The sequence below is a fragment of the Tateyamaria sp. syn59 genome, assembly GCF_007995245.1.
Taxonomy (GTDB): domain Bacteria; phylum Pseudomonadota; class Alphaproteobacteria; order Rhodobacterales; family Rhodobacteraceae; genus Tateyamaria.
In genome coordinates this window covers 29,800-45,690 of the sequence record NZ_VCBA01000012.1, presented here as the reverse complement: position 1 = coordinate 45,690, position 15,891 = coordinate 29,800, and the positions used below count along the sequence as shown (strand labels likewise).

Annotated in this window: 17 protein-coding genes; 13 read left to right on the top strand and 4 right to left on the bottom strand. The window is 63.1% G+C overall.

What is annotated here, in order from left to right:
* Nucleotides 1–6: 6 nt before the first annotated feature.
* Nucleotides 7–870 (top strand): MBL fold metallo-hydrolase, encoded by an 864-nt coding sequence (locus tag FD715_RS18485; RefSeq protein ID WP_147113536.1) that lies wholly within the window; start codon nt 7–9, stop codon nt 868–870.
* Between the two features lie 98 nt (nt 871–968).
* On the opposite strand, the gene panC is transcribed toward FD715_RS18485, so the two are convergent.
* Nucleotides 969–1,823 carry a pantoate--beta-alanine ligase gene (panC, locus tag FD715_RS18480; protein ID WP_147113433.1) on the bottom strand — a complete coding sequence of 285 codons (855 nt, stop codon included), beginning with the start codon at nt 1,821–1,823 and terminating at the stop codon, nt 969–971.
* Nucleotides 1,820–2,653: a 3-methyl-2-oxobutanoate hydroxymethyltransferase gene (gene panB / locus FD715_RS18475; RefSeq protein WP_147113431.1), complete on the bottom strand. Its 834-nt coding sequence runs from the start codon at nt 2,651–2,653 to the stop codon at nt 1,820–1,822. Before panB ends, panC begins: the two co-directional genes overlap by 4 nt.
* A gap of 157 nt (nt 2,654–2,810) precedes the next feature.
* Between panB and FD715_RS18470 the strand changes: the two genes are divergently transcribed.
* Nucleotides 2,811–4,265, top strand: coding sequence for an ABC transporter substrate-binding protein (locus FD715_RS18470; RefSeq protein ID WP_370455424.1), 1,455 nt, complete (start codon nt 2,811–2,813; stop codon nt 4,263–4,265).
* Nucleotides 4,266–4,376: 111 nt separating this feature from the next.
* Nucleotides 4,377–4,772, top strand: a complete 396-nt coding sequence (locus tag FD715_RS18465) for a cupin domain-containing protein (RefSeq protein ID WP_147113425.1) — start codon at nt 4,377–4,379, stop codon at nt 4,770–4,772.
* A gap of 43 nt (nt 4,773–4,815) precedes the next feature.
* Here the strand turns inward: FD715_RS18465 and FD715_RS18460 are convergent, their stop codons facing one another.
* Both FD715_RS18460 and FD715_RS18455 read right to left on the bottom strand, forming a co-directional pair.
* Nucleotides 4,816–5,916: an acetoin utilization protein AcuC gene (locus FD715_RS18460; RefSeq protein WP_147113422.1), complete on the bottom strand. Its 1,101-nt coding sequence runs from the start codon at nt 5,914–5,916 to the stop codon at nt 4,816–4,818.
* Nucleotides 5,917–5,955: 39 nt separating this feature from the next.
* Entirely contained in the window at nt 5,956–6,525 is a 570-nt protein-coding gene (locus FD715_RS18455) for an NAD(P)H-dependent oxidoreductase (protein ID WP_189799551.1), read from the bottom strand.
* A gap of 70 nt (nt 6,526–6,595) precedes the next feature.
* Between FD715_RS18455 and FD715_RS18450 the strand changes: the two genes are divergently transcribed.
* The 10 genes from FD715_RS18450 (at nt 6,596) to FD715_RS18400 (ending at nt 15,890) form a co-directional block, all read left to right on the top strand.
* Nucleotides 6,596–7,228, top strand: a complete 633-nt coding sequence (locus FD715_RS18450) for a TetR/AcrR family transcriptional regulator (protein WP_147113417.1) — start codon at nt 6,596–6,598, stop codon at nt 7,226–7,228.
* 12 nt (nt 7,229–7,240) lie between these two features.
* Nucleotides 7,241–8,188 carry an ABC transporter permease gene (locus FD715_RS18445; protein ID WP_147113414.1) on the top strand — a complete coding sequence of 316 codons (948 nt, stop codon included), beginning with the start codon at nt 7,241–7,243 and terminating at the stop codon, nt 8,186–8,188.
* A complete protein-coding gene (locus tag FD715_RS18440; protein ID WP_147113410.1) occupies nt 8,185–9,000 on the top strand; it encodes an ABC transporter permease in 816 nt (271 codons plus the stop codon). The genes FD715_RS18445 and FD715_RS18440 overlap by 4 nt, the downstream gene beginning before the upstream one ends.
* Nucleotides 8,997–10,553: an ABC transporter ATP-binding protein gene (locus tag FD715_RS18435; RefSeq protein WP_147113406.1), complete on the top strand. Its 1,557-nt coding sequence runs from the start codon at nt 8,997–8,999 to the stop codon at nt 10,551–10,553. The genes FD715_RS18440 and FD715_RS18435 overlap by 4 nt, the downstream gene beginning before the upstream one ends.
* Nucleotides 10,550–10,822 carry a hypothetical protein gene (locus FD715_RS18430; RefSeq protein WP_147113403.1) on the top strand — a complete coding sequence of 91 codons (273 nt, stop codon included), beginning with the start codon at nt 10,550–10,552 and terminating at the stop codon, nt 10,820–10,822. Before FD715_RS18435 ends, FD715_RS18430 begins: the two co-directional genes overlap by 4 nt.
* A gap of 192 nt (nt 10,823–11,014) precedes the next feature.
* A complete protein-coding gene (locus FD715_RS18425) occupies nt 11,015–12,463 on the top strand; it encodes an aldehyde dehydrogenase family protein (protein WP_147113400.1) in 1,449 nt (482 codons plus the stop codon).
* Nucleotides 12,464–12,730: 267 nt separating this feature from the next.
* On the top strand, nt 12,731–13,447 hold the full coding sequence (locus tag FD715_RS18415) for an SDR family NAD(P)-dependent oxidoreductase (RefSeq protein ID WP_147113397.1): 717 nt from the start codon (nt 12,731–12,733) through the stop codon (nt 13,445–13,447).
* Nucleotides 13,447–14,304 (top strand): alpha/beta fold hydrolase, encoded by an 858-nt coding sequence (locus tag FD715_RS18410; protein ID WP_147113393.1) that lies wholly within the window; start codon nt 13,447–13,449, stop codon nt 14,302–14,304. The genes FD715_RS18415 and FD715_RS18410 overlap by 1 nt, the downstream gene beginning before the upstream one ends.
* Entirely contained in the window at nt 14,294–15,034 is a 741-nt protein-coding gene (locus FD715_RS18405; protein WP_147113390.1) for an SDR family oxidoreductase, read from the top strand. Before FD715_RS18410 ends, FD715_RS18405 begins: the two co-directional genes overlap by 11 nt.
* Nucleotides 15,035–15,047: 13 nt before the next feature.
* Nucleotides 15,048–15,890 (top strand): alpha/beta fold hydrolase, encoded by an 843-nt coding sequence (locus FD715_RS18400; RefSeq protein WP_147113387.1) that lies wholly within the window; start codon nt 15,048–15,050, stop codon nt 15,888–15,890.
* Nucleotide 15,891: the final 1 nt, after the last annotated feature.

The window sequence follows — 15,891 nt, the reverse complement described above, 5'->3', positions numbered from 1 at the left end:
CCAGACATGACGTGCCATCCGATCGTGACGCCTTTCTTTGACGAACGGTCCAACACCATTTCCTACGTCGTGCAGGAGCCCAACGGACGGGCCTGCGCGGTGATCGACGCGGTCATGGATATCGACTACGCCGCCGGAGCGCTGAATTTTGATGGTGCGGACAAGATGATCGCGCATATCCGCGCCAATGACCTGCGGCTTGAGTGGATCATCGAGACCCACGTGCATGCCGATCACTTGTCCGGTGCGCCCTATATTCAGCAGGCGCTGGGGGGCAAGATCGGCATTGGCGCCAAGATCACAGAGGTGCAGGACACCTTCGGCAAGGTCTTTAACGAAGGTACCGAATTTCAGCGTGATGGCAGCCAGTTCGACGCGCTGTTCGAAGATGGCGACAGCTATGAGGTTGGCGCGATGACCTGCTTTGCCATGCATACGCCGGGCCACACGCCCGCCTGCATGGTACATGTGATCGGCGATGCCGCCTTTGTCGGCGACACGCTGTTCATGCCCGACGGCGGCTCGGCCCGCGCGGATTTTCCGGGCGGCGATGCGGGGCAACTTTACGACAGTATCATGCGTGTGCTGGCCCTGCCCGACGCGATGCGGTTGTTCATATGCCACGATTACGGCCCCGGTGGCCGCGCAATCGCGTGGGAAACCACGGTGGCCGAAGAGCGGGAAAAGAACATCCATGTCGGCGCAGGCAAGACACGCGAGGATTTCATCAAGTTCCGTACAGAACGGGACAAACAGCTTGCAATGCCCAGCCTGATCATCCCAGCACTTCAGGTGAACATGCGGGCCGGAGAAATCCCGCGCGACGACGCGGGCGACATGGCGCTGAAGGTGCCGCTTGGCAAACTGTAACGGTCTTTGACGCAAAGCCAGGCTGGAAATCCACGGGATGTCCTGCGTGTTGTGGCTTTCTGCGCCAGAAAGCCCACGGAGTTCGCGTAGAACTCCGTCTAGTCAGCCACCGGAACGTCGATATTGTCGATCAGTCGAACGCCCGCCATGTAAGCGGCGGCAAACAAGCGCGCAGGTTCTGTCGCCCTGTCGATCAAGCGGAGCGTATCTTTGGTTCGCATTTCAAGGTAGTCTATGTCCCCAAACCCGGCGGCTGCCAAACGGCCTTTGGCTTCGGGCAATAGGTCAGCGATGTCTTTACCTTGCCCGAGCGCCTCGGCCATCTCCTCCATCACATCATTCAGCGCGGCGGCGCGGCTGCGTGCCTTGTCCGAAAGCAGAAGATTGCGCGATGACATGGCGAGCCCGTCGATCTCGCGAATGGTGGGGCAGCCCACGACCTCGACCCCAAGGTCCAGATCGCGCGCTAGCCGTCGGACCACCTGTAATTGCTGGAAATCCTTTTCACCGAAAAACGCCAGATCGGCCGAGGTCTGGGTAAAAAGCTTCGTCACCACGGTCGCCACCCCGTCGAAGTGACCGGCTCGGTGCGCGCCGCACAAGACATTGGTCAGACCGTCGACACTGACGGTCGTTGCGAACCCGTCGGGATACATCTGCGGCCCGTCGGGAACATAGATCGCGTCGACGGCAAAGCGTTCCAGCTTGCGCGCATCTTCATGTTCGGTCCGTGGGTAATTCGCGAGATCCTCCGGGTTGTTGAACTGCTTGGGATTCACAAAGATCGTGACGATCACCCGGTCACTCATCTCCTTGGCGCGGGCGACAAGGCTCAGATGGCCATCATGCAGCGCGCCCATGGTCGGCACCACGCCAATGGTTTCGCCCGCCCGCTGCCAGCCGCGCGTCATTTGCCGCAACTCGGCCAAAGTATGCACGATAGGCGCGGTCATGCCTTGGCCCCAGGAACGGCATCCCCAAACACATGCTCCGGCCCCGGAAACCGGCGTGCGCGCACGTCTTCGGCATAGGCGGCGATGGCCGCCTCGCCTTCGTTGCCCAATTCGGCATAGCGTTTCACGAACTTCGCCTTGAACGCAGTGAACAGGCCCAGCATGTCGTCGACCACAAGGATCTGCCCATCGCAGCCTGCCGACGCCCCGATCCCGATGGTCGGGATGTCCACGGCCGCCGTGATGTCGTCGGCGAGGGTTTCCGGCACCTTCTCCAGCACCACGGCAAAGGCGCCGGCTTCGGCCACGGCCTGCGCATCAGCTTTCAACGCATCGCCGGCATCGCCGCGCCCCTGCACCTTGTAGCCACCCAGCGTGTTGATGGACTGCGGCGTCAAACCCACATGGGCCATCACCGGAATGCCGCGCGCGACCAGAAAGGCAATGGTATCGGCCATCGCAACCCCGCCTTCCAGCTTCACAGCCCCTGCGCCCGTCTCGGCCATCAGCCTTGCTGCATTGCGAAACGCCTGTTCCCGGCCTTCTTCGTAGGAGCCGAACGGCATGTCGATCACCAGCATCGCCGAAGACAGCCCCCGCGCAACCGCCTGCCCGTGCATCACCATCATGTCCATGGTCACACCCAGCGTGGATGGCAACCCGTGCAGCACCATGCCTACGCTGTCACCGACGAGGACAAAGTCGCAATGGGCATCCATCATTTGCGCCATCGGCGTCGTGTAGGCCGTGAGGCTGACAATCGGCGTGCCACCCTTCATGGCTCGAATGTCATCGGGCAAGGGGGCGGTCTTGCGGGCGGTGGCGCTCATCCTGGGGCCTTTCGCTGGTCGTGTCGCGGGGGCAGATACCAGCCCTGCGTCCCGTGCGCCACTGTACAAACCGCGCACCACCCTTGCACGACGCCACGTTTGCGGGAAAGCTGTAGTAAATCGCACCCATGGGGAGATGATTATGCTCAACCGACTGATGATGACCGCTGCGACTTTTGTCCTTGCCACAAGTGCCTGGGCCAAAACTGACATCACCGTGGCGATGCAGCTCGAACCCCCGCATCTCGATCCTACTTCGGGGGCGGCGGGCGCCATCGACTCGGTGCTTTATTCCAACGTGTTCGAGGGGCTGACGCGCTTCATGGGTGACGGGTCGGTCGTGCCGGGGCTGGCAGCAAGCTGGGAAATCTCGGATGATGGTCTGACCTACACCTTTGCGCTGCGCGAAGGGGTCACCTTTCACGACGGCACCGCCATGGACGCCGCAGACGTGAAATTCTCCTTCGACCGTATCCTGGCTGACGACAGCGCCAACGCGCAAAAGGCGCTCTATACCACGATCAGTGCGGTCGAGGTGGTCGACCCGCAGACCGTGCGCATGACCTTAAGCGAGCCCAACGGCAACCTGCTTTTCAACCTCGCATGGGGCGATGCGGTCATTGTCGCGCCAGAGAGCATCGAGACCATCAAACAGCAGCCCATCGGCACCGGCCCCTTCAAATTCGATGAATGGACGCAAGGCGACAGCATCCGGATCAGCCAATATGACGGCTACTGGGGCGAGGCCCCCGCGCTGACCGAAGCGACGTTCAAATTCATCTCGGACCCCACCGCTGCCTTTGCCGCCGTCATGGCCGAGGATGTGGACGTGTTCACCGGCTTCCCCGCGCCTGAGAACCTGCCGCAATTCGAAGCTGATCCACGGTTCCAGGTCCTCATCGGAAGCACCGAAGGCGAAACGATCCTGTCCACGAACAACGCGCAGGCCCCTTTTGACGATCTGCGCGTCCGGCAAGCGCTGGCCCACGCCATTGATCGGCAGGCGATCATTGACGGTGCGATGTTCGGTTACGGAACGCCCATCGGCACCCACTTCGCGCCGCACAACCCGGCCTATGTCGACCTGACAGGCGGATCCGATTACGATCCGGAAAAGGCGCGCGCCCTGCTGGCCGAGGCAGGTATGGAAAACGGGTTCGAGACGACACTGCACCTCCCACCCCCCTCCTACGCCCGTCGCGGGGGCGAGATCATCGCCGCTCAACTGGCCGAGGTCGGGATCCAAGCCGAGATCATCAATGTCGAATGGGCGCAATGGCTGGAAACCGTGTTTCGGGGCAAGAATTTCGGCCTGACCATCGTCAGCCATACCGAGCCGATGGACATCGGGATCTATGCCAACCCGGACTATTACTTCCAATACGACAACCCGGCCTTCCAAGAGTTGATAACGACACTCAACAGCACGACAGACCCCGACACGCGCACCAACCTGATGGCCAAGGCGCAAGAAATCATCGCCAATGATGCCGTCAACGGCTACCTCTTCCAGCTGGCGCAACTGTCGGTCGCCAAGGCAGGCGTGCAGGGCCTGTGGACCAATGCGCCGACCCAGGCCACGGACCTCACAGGCGTCAGCTGGGCCGAATAGGCGCAGGGGTCCAAACCTTCCCTGTTTCAAAAAAATCCTCCCCGAAGGGCCGATCTGCCACTCTGTCTTTCCGAGAGGACAACGCGCCACCGTATGACAAAGGACACGGATATGATCATCCACCCCGCAGGCAGCCGCCCCAGCGCACGTGCCAACCCCGACTACTTCACCGGAGACGTCTGGCAGGACCCCATCATTTCTGCCGAGGCACCCGCCCGTTTGCACGCACTTTCGGTGCATTTCGCTCCGGGCGCCCGCACCGCGTGGCACACACATCCGCTGGGTCAGACGCTGCACGTAACGCAGGGGTCAGGGCGTATCTGCCTGCGCGGAGAAAAACCGCAGACGATCCGGGCCGGTGACACAGTCTGGATCCCGCCCGGTGTCGAACATTGGCATGGCGCTGGTCCCGACACCGCAATGACGCACATCGCCATGCAAGAGGCGGAGGATGGGTCCGCGGCCACATGGATCGAACAGGTCAGCGACGCAGACTACGTAGGATAGGGTGGTTGGGGGCCAGCCCCCCGGCTGCGCCTCCCCCCGGAGTTTATCTGGCAAGATGAAGGATCCTTTCGAGGATCTCGTCCCGGATAGGGCCGTTTCGTGGAGTGTCCTGCAGGGTCGTGAACCAGTGGTCGGGCGGGTTCTTGCCCCGCCGGTTGCCGTCAAAGCGCAAGGCGCGCAGCACATCCTCTCCTGCGCCCTCGATACGACCGGGTACGTCATAGCCGTTTAGGGTCGCCCAGACCCCGGTCCAGAGCCTGCCGACAGACCAAGGGTTATAGCCACCCCCGCCCAGCACCAGCAGGCGCGGGGCCATGCCGATCAGGCCGCGCACCACAGCCCAATGCGCGTTGTTCGACAGCGACAGGTGCGCTTGCGGGTCTTCCTCCACTCCGTCGGCGCCGCACTGCAGGACGATGGCATCCGGTTTGAAATCCGCGATGCGCGGCAGGATCACCTGATCACGGATCAACGCCATCTCATCGTCATTCAAACCGCGCGGCACGGGCAGGTTGACGAGCGTGTCGGTGGTCCCCAACGGACCGGTGCGCGGCCACAACCCGTCCTCGTGAACCGAGATCATCATCACGTCAGGGTCATCGGCAAAGGCCACTTCCACCCCGTCCGGGTGATGCGCATCAATGTCCACATAGGCGATGCGATCCGCGCCGTTGCGACGCAGCGACAGGATGGCGAGCACCGGGTCGTTGAGATAGCAAAAGCCACCTGCTCGGTCCGGCATCGCATGATGCGTGCCTCCGGCCGGGTGATAGACAATGCCTCCATCTCGCAGCAGCTCGCCCGCCAGCAGCGATCCGCCTGCTGCCGTGGCAGGGCGACGGTACATTTCGGGAAAAACAGGGTTGTTTGATGAGCCGAGCCCGTGGCGCTGGCGCACGTCGTCCGATACGTATTGCGCAGCCTCGGCGGCGTGCAGGGCCGACAAATAGTCGGGGGTGTGCCAGATGGTCAACGCGTTCGGTTTGGCGCGCGGGCTGGGGACATACACTTCACTCGGCAACCACCCCATCGCCCGGCTGAGGTCGATCACGGTCGAGACACGCGGCACCCGCAGAGGGTGCCACGCGCCATAGGAGGATCCTCGGTAGATCTCCGATCCGATAAACAGAGGGCGGTGCAGCATCGCCCTAACATAGGTGCAACACCCTGCATGACGAGGGGATCACGCCGCCGCGGCCCCCATGCTTTCTGCACGTGACAGCCAGCGCGCGATCTTTTCCGGCTTGGCCAGTTTGACCGACCCGAACAACACGACGTTGCGCGGCTTCACTCCGACAAATTTCATCACCTGGTTGCGCATCACCCGGCGCCCGGGGCTGCGATACAGCAGCGTGTCCAACCAGGTGGGCGTGTCCGCCGTGATGATCGCGTCTCCTGTCCGCCCGTCAAGCAGCTTGTCCCAACCGAGGCCTCGCCCGTGATACTTGTAAGCAAAACCCGACTGCAGACCGGCATCCATCACCGCTTTGGCCTGCGCGGGCATCGCGCCCCACCAATAGGGGTGGACGATCATCACGTGATCGGCCCAGCTTATGTTGTCCTGCCAGACCTGGATGTCGGGCGAGAGGTCCTGCCCCTCGCTGTAGCCAGCCTCCGGCGCCATGTCCGCCAGGTGCATAATCCGCACGTCAGCTCCCTTGGCCCGTGCGCCCTTTGCATAGCGTTCCGCCAGTGCTGCGTTCAGCGATCCAGCCTTGGGATGCGCCACCCAGATAAAAATACGTTTGGTCATTGCTTCGTCTCCATCGCTTGCTTGACACAGTGTCAATTGACAACGTGTCAAGTATGTGCTTCTTGACAGCATGTCAAGCGAAACAATCGACACCCCGACCAAGATCGTTCAGGCCACGCTGGGACTGCTCGAACGACCAAACGCCAAGCTGCCCACGATGACCGACATCGCGCGGGCCACGGGCATCAGCCGACAGGCGGTATATCTGCATTTCCCCAGCCGCACCGATTTGCTGGTCGCCGCCACGCGCTACCAGGATCAGCAAAACCAGGTAGATGCCGCCCTCGCCCCCAGCCGTGGCGCGCGGTCAGGTGCCGAACGGCTCGACGCCTTTGTCACCGCCTGGGGCAACTATATCCCCAAGATCTACGGTGTGGCGCGGGCCATCATGGCAGTCACGGACACAGATGCCGAAGCCGCCGCGGCCTGGAACACCCGCATGCAGGATATGCGCGAGGGCTGCGCTGCCGCTGTCAACGCGCTGGCCGAAGACGGGTCTCTGCCCCCCAACACCGACATCGAACAGGCAACCGACCTTCTGTGGACGCTGCTGTCAGTGCGCAATTGGGAGAATCTGACCCAAACCTGCGGCTGGTCGCAAGACTGCTACATCTCAACCATCCGGGGCCTCGCCATGGCCACGATCGCCCGCGATCTGGGCGCGCTCACGGACGTGCTTGCCTGCACGGAACCGCCCGCCTAGCCTGCGGGCAATATGCTGCGCTACACCTTCAAACGGCTCCTGTCTCTGATCGTCAGCCTCGCCATCGCGTCGCTGGTCATCTTCGCAGTGATCGAGGTGGCGCCTGGCGATCCGGCCTCTTTCATGCTGGGGATCAACGCGGCGGAAGACACGCTTGCCGCCCTGCGCGCTGAACTGGGGCTCGATCAACCGAAATGGCAGCGGTACCTCGCTTGGGTCGGGGGGATGATGCAGGGCGATTTCGGCACCTCCTATCAGTACCGCACACCAGTGTCGGAGATGATTGCCGACCGGCTCTGGGTGTCGCTACCACTTGCACTCTATGCGCTGACGCTGTCGACGCTCATCGCATTTCCGGCAGGCATCTACGCCGCGTCGCGCCGGGGCAAGGCGGGCGATGTCAGCGTGATGGGCGCCACGCAAATAGGCGTCGCAATCCCGAATTTCTGGTTCGCAATGATCCTGGTGCTGATCTTTGCCATCAATCTGCGCTGGTTCAGCGCGGGTGGCTTTACCGGTTGGGACGAAGGGGTCTGGGCGGCCATGAAATCCCTCACCCTGCCCGCCATCGCTCTTGCCTTGCCACAAGCGGCGATCCTCGCCCGCGTCATGCGATCCGCCCTGCTGGATGTGCTGGACGAGGATTTCATGCGCACAGCGCGGGCCAAGGGGCTAAGCCGCGCGCAGGCCCTGCGCCGCCACGGGCTGCGCAACGCCATGATCCCGGTGCTGACGATCCTGGGCCTGCAATTCTCGTTCCTGCTTGCCGGGGGCATCATCATCGAACAGGTGTTCTACCTCCCCGGTCTTGGGCGGCTGATTTTTCAAAGCATCTCAGCCCGCGACCTTATCGTGGTGGAGTCGGTCACGATGCTCCTCGTCTTTGCCGTGATCACGGTCAATTTCCTGGTCGATCTGGCATACGCTGCCGTCGACCCACGGCTGAGGGCGCGCACTTGAACCGGACGCTGATCATCGGTGGGATACTATCCGCCCTGATGCTGGTCGCCGCGCTCGCGTCCTTTGTCTGGACCCCCTTCGACCACAGCGCGATGAACATCCCCGAACGGCTGCAAACGCCCAACGGCACGCACTGGTTCGGCACCGATCACTTCGGCCGAGACCTCTTTTCGATGATCATGGTGGGCGCGCGCACGTCCATCGCAGTGGCCTGCGTCGCCGTGGGCATCGGCATCGGGCTCGGCGTACCCTTGGGCCTGTGGGCCGCGGCGCGACAAGGTGGTTGGGTGGACGAGGTGATCATGCGCGGCAACGACCTGATCTTTGCCTTCCCGAGCCTCGTGATCGCCATCCTGATCACCGCCATCTTCGGCGCAGGCGCGATCAACGCGATCATCGCCATCGGCATCTTCAACATCCCCGTCTTCGCCCGTGTCACGCGCGGCGGCGCCCTGCCGCTCTGGGCGCGCGAGTTCATCCTTGCCGCGCGCGTGGCAGGCAAGGGCGCGGCGCGGATCAGCGTCGAACACATCCTGCCCAATATCGCGAACCTGCTGATTGTGCAGGCAACGATCCAATTCAGCCTCGGTATTCTGGCCGAAGCAGCGCTGTCCTATGTCGGCCTTGGCGCGCAGCCCCCGACGCCAAGCTGGGGCCGGATGCTGGCCGATGCACAAACGCTGGTCAGCATCGCACCGCACATGGCGCTGGTGCCGGGCTTCGCGATCATCCTGACGGTGCTGGGCTTGAACCTGCTCGGCGACGGGCTGCGCGACGCGCTTGATCCGAAACTGCGGGTGACGCGGGTATGAGCCTGCTCGACATCCGGAACCTGTCGCTCTCCATCACGGGCACGCTTATCCTGCAGGATGTATCGCTGACGCTTGAGGCAGGCGAGGTGGTGGCCGTCACCGGTGAAAGCGGCTCGGGCAAGTCGATGACGGCGCTGGCGGTCATGCAACTGCTGCCAAGCGGAGCGGAGGCGACTGGCCGGATCACCCTGGACGGCCATGACCTCCTGATGCTGGACGAGGCGACGCTCTGCACTCTACGCGGCGATCTGGTCGGCATGGTGTTCCAGGAGCCGATGACTGCGCTGAATCCGGTGCAGACCATCGGTGCGCAAGTCTCTGAAACCGTCAGACTACACCGCCCGGACCTCGACTCGCTGAAACGAGCACGTGACGTGCTGGACCGTGTTGGCCTGCAAGCGATCCCCCTCACCCGCTACCCGCACGAACTGTCCGGTGGCCAGCGCCAGCGGGTTGTCATCGCTATCGCAATCGCCTGTGGGCCAAAGCTGCTGATCGCGGACGAGCCGACAACTGCGCTGGATGTCACCACCCAAGCGCAAATCCTCGATCTGCTCAAACAACTCGCCGCCGAGGATGGCATGGGCCTTCTGATGATCACCCACGACCTCGCCGTCGTCGCCGAGATAGCGGATCGGATCACCGTCATGCGCGGCGGCAAGGTCGTCGAGGCGGGCGACACGCCCGCCTTACTGGCGGCCCCAAAACACCCCTACACCCAAGCCCTGCTCGCAGCCTCCAACCACCGCGTCGATCTGCCAGACAGTAACAAAGACACACCGCTGTTGCAGGTCAAGAATGTGGTGCGCGACTACACCCTGCCCCGCACGCGCCTGTTTGCCCCCGCGGGGACACATCGGGCGGTGGATCACGTCAGCTTTGACATCCGGCGCGGCGAGCGGGTCGGTCTGGTGGGCGAAAGCGGCTGCGGCAAGTCCACCCTGACGCGCGCCATCCTCGGGCTGGAGCCGGTGCAGGGCGGCTCCATCACCCTGGACGGCACACCCGTCACCGACTCATCCGTGCGCCGCAAGATGCAGGTTGTGTTTCAGGATCCCTACGGCAGTTTCAACCCTCGTCACCTGGTGGCCCGGCTGATTTCCGAACCCTTCCACCTGCTGGATACGCCGCCCAAGGATCGTGATGCGCGCATCGCAGCCGCCCTCAACGATGTCGGCTTGTCGCCCGAAGATGCGCAGAAGTACCCGCACCAATTCTCCGGTGGGCAGCGCCAACGGCTCGCCATTGCGCGCGCGCTGATCATCCGGCCAGAACTGGTGATCTTTGACGAGGCGGTGAGTGCGCTCGACGTGTCGGTGCGCGCGCAAATCCTCGACCTGATCGCCGATCTGTGTCGCCAATACGACCTGACCTATCTCTTTATATCTCACGACCTGAGCGTGGTTCGCACGATCACCGACCGCGTGATGGTGATGCAGCGCGGCAGGATCGTGGAACAAGGCGAGACGGAAGCCGTTTTTGGCGCGGCACAACACCCCTACACCCGCCAACTGATCGATGCCGCTCCCACCTTACCGGAGGCCATCACATGACACTCGCCCACCTGTCCATAGATGCTCAGAACCCGCAGCATGTCGCGGGCATTCTCGCAAGGATCATGGACGGTGACGCCCTGCCGTTCACACCCTGCCCCGATGCCTTCATTGCTTTTGATGCCGCAGATGGTGGCACTGCAATCGAAGTGTATCCCCAGGGAACGGAGGTGCAGTGCGGCGCCGATCAGATCACCTTTGTCCAAGGCAGGTCCGACGCACGTCCAGTGGCAACGCATGTGTGCCTGACCTCACGCCTTTTAAAATAACAGCTCCTCGACATCGGGGCCGAGAACGGCTGGACGGCACGCATCTGCAATCGGGGACCGTTTGACTGCGTCGAGATATGGCTGGAAAACCGCGTGCTGATCGAGGCCCTCGACCCCGGGATGACGGCGGATTACCGTCGCAACATGAGCGCGCAGAAATGGCGTTCCATGTTCGGCTTGCCAAAGGAGTAGATGACCATGACCGCCCCGCTCTGGTTCGATCCGGCCTGCATGTTGATCCGCGGCGCGTGGCGGACGGCTGCTGACACCTTGCAACTGATCAATCCCTCTGATGGCACAGACTTGGCGAATATCGCGCGCGGCGGTGCCGCCGACATCGACGCCGCGGTTGTCGCTGCTCACGACGCGCGGGCCGGAGCATGGGGTCGCATGACCGCCACTGAACGGGGCCGTATACTGACCGAAATCGGACGCAAAGTGTTGGAGCGCGTCGAAGACCTCGCCACGCTCGAAGCGATGGACGTCGGCAAACCGCTCAGCCAAGCCCGTGCCGACGCCATGGCGCTCGCCCGCTACATGGAATTCTACGGCGGCGCAGCAGATAAGGTGATGGGCGAGACGATCCCCTATCTCGACGGCTACACTGTCTACACCCTGCGCGAACCACACGGCGTTACCGGCCATATCGTGCCGTGGAACTACCCCATGCAAATCATCGGGCGTAGCGTCGGTGCATCGCTTGCCATGGGCAATGCTTGCGTGCTGAAACCGGCGGAGGAGGCATGCCTGACCGCCCTGGCCTTTGCCCATATCGCGGCGGACGCAGGCTTGCCTGACGGCGCGCTGAACGTGGTGCCGGGGCTGGGGTCAGAGGCCGGCGCGGCCCTCGCTGCGCATCCCGGCGTGCAGCATATCAGTTTCACCGGATCGGTTCGCACGGGCGCTTTGGTGCAACAGGCGGCGGGCGCAAATGTAGTGCCGGTGACGCTGGAACTGGGCGGAAAGTCCCCGCAACTTGTGTTTGACGACGCGGACATCGACGCGGCCCTGCCCTTCCTCGTGAACGCAGGCATTCAGAACGCCGGGCAGACCTGCTCTGCCTCCTCACGGATCCTCGTGCAGCGGGGCGCTTATGGAGAAGTACGTGACCGTATGGCCGCCGAATATGCGGACCTGACCGTTGGACCTGCGCTGGACGACTTGCGGGTCGGCCCGCTGATCTCAAAACGCCAGCAAGAGATCGTCCAAGGCTTTCTTACCCAAGGCTCGGACCTGACCATCGCCGCCCAGGGTCACCCGCAGAACGCGCCCGAAACTGGCGCTTACGTCCTGCCGACGCTCTTCGACAACGTCCCGCCGGACCACGCCCTCGCCCGCGACGAAATCTTCGGCCCGGTCCAGGTGCTGATCCCCTTCGACACCGAAGAAGACGCATTGCGTATCGCCAACGGCACCGACTACGGGCTGGTGGCCAGCGTCTGGACCCGCGAAGGCGCGCGGCAAATGCGGCTGTCCAAGGGGCTGCGCGCGGGCCAGGTCTTTATCAACAACTACGGCGCGGGCGGCGGGGTCGAACTGCCCTTTGGCGGCGTTGGCAAGTCCGGCCATGGCCGCGAAAAGGGGTTCCAGGCGCTTTACGGCTTTTCCACGCTCAAAACGGTGGCAACGCACCATGGATGACGACCTGAACACAATGGACCGCACCGCACTGGTGGCCGACGTCAAACGCCTGCGCGCGGGCATACGTTCCCATCGCGACAGTTCCGGCCATGACCTGTGCTGATTTCACCCCGACCTGTGGGGCCTCCTGCCGGAAACGAACGCAGCGGACATCGCCGTACCCCCCTGGGATCAGTTCATGCGCGGCTGCATCGCCTATCGGCGCAGTCTTGACTGCCAAGCGCCGGACGCACCGATACATGACGCAGAATACGATGAGGGCACGGAATGATCTTCGAAAACCGATTTCACGGGCGCAAGGCCGTCGTTACAGGCGGCGCCGCAGGGCTTGGTCACGGCATTGCGCAACGGATCACGGCCGAGGGCGGCACGGTCGAGGTCTGGGACATCAATGCCGAAGCACTTGCCGCGCTCGACATGGGCACGCGTCTGATCGACGTGACCAACGCAGAGGCGGTTGCCAATGCCATGGCGGAGGCCGATCCCGACATCCTCGTCTGCTCTGCCGGGATCACCGGGCCCAACACGACCACCTGGGACTATCCCATCGACGACTGGCTGAAAGTCCACAATCTCAACCTCAACGCCGTCTTTTACTGCAACCGCGCCGCCGCCCCGATCATGCGGGACAAGGGCTGGGGCCGGATAGTCAACATCGCCTCCATCGCCGGGAAAGAGGGGAACCCGAATGCGCCGGCCTATTCCGCCTCCAAGGCAGGTGTGATCGGCCTGACGAAATCGCTGGGCAAGGAACTGGCAACCAGCGGTGTGACTTGCAACGCCATCGCCCCGGCGGCGGTACGCACGGCAATCTTCGACCAGATGACCCAAGAACACATCGACTTCATGCAATCCAAGATCCCCATGGGCCGCTTCGGCACCGTGGACGAAATCGCCAGCATGGCCTGCTGGCTCGCCTCGGACGAGGCCAGCTTCACCACCGGGTTCTGTTTCGACCAGTCGGGCGGAAGGGCCACGGCATAATGCGGATCGAGGTGAACGGCGTCCGTCTCTATGTCGACATCGAAGGTGCTGGCCTTGTCCCAGATGGTCCGCTCATGCGGGAAAAGCCGACACTCATCGCCCTGCACGGCGGGCCGGGCGCGGATCATTCCATCTACAAACCGCATCTGGGCCAACTCACTGACCTGTGCCAGATCCTCTATGTCGATCATCGCGGCAACGGGCGGTCCGACGATGGCGACCCCGCCACCTGGACCCTCGCCCAATGGGGCGATGACATCGCGGGTCTGTGCGATGTGCTGGGGATCGAACGGCCCATCATCTATGGCGCGTCCTTTGGCGGCTATGTCGCGCAATCCTTTGCCACCCGGCACCCCGACCGGCTGTCCGGTCTCATCCTGTCGGTGACCGCAGCCAAGGTGGATTTCGAAGCGGTCTTCGCCGCCTTCGCCCGCATCGGAGGTGACAAAGCCGGCGATGTGGCACGCACCTACTGGTCCGACCCAACGCCAGAGCGCCGCCAAGCCTATTTCGACACGTGCCTGCCGCTCTATTCCGTCACGGGGCTGAACCCCGACATGATGGCCCGCATGATCGTCAAGAACCCCGTGGCCATGCACTTCAACGGCCCCAGAAACGAGCATGGGCGCTTTGACTTCCGCAGGGCTCTTGCCGATGTTCCCTGCCCCGCCCTCGTCATTGCAGGCGAAAAGGACCCGATCATGCCCCACACCTTGGGCGCGGAGATCGCCAGGCACCTGCCCGACGCCCGCTACCATCTGCTGGAAAACGCAGGCCACACGGTCGACTTTGACGCGACTGATGCGTTCTATACCCTCATGCGCAATTTTATAGGGGAGGTGTCGGATGCAGCTTGAGGGCAAGACGGCCATAGTCACAGGTGGCGCCAGCGGCTTTGGTGAAGGGATCGCCCGAGCCTTTGCCGCCCAAGGCGCGCGCGTCATGGTGGCGGACATCAATGGCGATGGCGCAGAAGCCATCGCAAGCAACATCGGCGGCTTACCGGCCCAAGTTGACGTCTCCGACAACACTTCGGTCCAGAAGCTGGCCAACCATGCGATCAACACTTTCGGCCATCTCGACATCCTCGTGAACAACGCCGGGATCACGCACCTGCCGCAAGCTATGGAGGACGTCACCGAAGACGATTTCGACCGCGTACTCGCCGTGAATGCCAAGTCGGTCTACCTCACCGCGCGCCACCTCGTGCCGCATTTCAAGGAGCGCGGGGCGGGTGCCATCCTGAACGTCGCCTCAACAGCGGGCGTCAGCCCCCGGCCCCGGCTCAACTGGTACAACGCCTCCAAGGGCTGGATGATCACCGCAACCAAGGCGATGGCGGTCGAGCTTGCCCCACACGGCGTGCGCGTGAACGCCATCAACCCGGTCGCGGGCGAAACGCCCCTGCTCAAGAGTTTCATGGGCGAGGACACACCCGAAACCCGCGAAAAGTTCCTGTCCACTATCCCGCTCGGGCGCTTCTCGACCCCACAGGATATGGGAGCTGCGGCAACATTCCTCTGTTCCGACGCGGCATCGATGATCACGGGCGTGGCAATGGAAGTGGACGGCGGGCGCTGCATCTAGGAAAGGTACGGCCATGTTTCTGCATCTAAACGGCGCGCGGATCTTCTTCGACACGGTTGGTCCGCGCTTGCAGCCCGAGGGCGACCACATGGTCGAACGGCCCACACTGCTTGTTCTGCACGGTGGTCCGGGCTTTGACCACAGCACATTGCGCCCCTATTTCGACCGGTTCGCCGATGCGTTCCAGGTGGTCTTCCTTGACCACCGCGGCTGTGGCCGATCCGACGCCCCGCAAAACACATGGCATCTCGACCAGTGGGCCGACGATATTGCCGACTTCTGCACAGCCCTCGGCATCGAAAAACCACTTGTCTTCGGCCAGTCCTTTGGCGGCATGGTGGCCATGCACTACGCCGCCCGCCACCCCGATCACCCGGCGCGGCTGATCCTGTCCTCGACCGCCGCGCGGTTCCTGCTGGAAGACACCGTCGCCAAAGCCACCGAACTCGGCGGCCCGGAAGCTGGGCAGATCGCGCATGACTTCTTCTCCAACCCGACCCTCGACGGCTACAAACGTTATGGCGAGGTCTGCCTCCCACTCTACTCCCGCACCATCCCGACCGATGGCGCATCCTTCCGCAACCGCGCCATCGAAAAACCCGAGGTCAACATCCACTTCTTCGCCAACGAAATGATGGGCATGGACCTGCGGCCCCAACTCGCCGCCATCTCCTGCCCCACCCTTGTGCTGGGTGGGGTAGAAGATCCGGTCACCCCAACCCGTTGCTCGGAAGAAATCGCCGCCGCCATAGGCGCCAACGCCCGGCTCGAACTATTCGAAAACTGCGGCCACGGCGTCCATCGCGATGACCCGGAGGGCGCCGAACGCATGATGCGCGCCTTCCTCACCGGTTGAA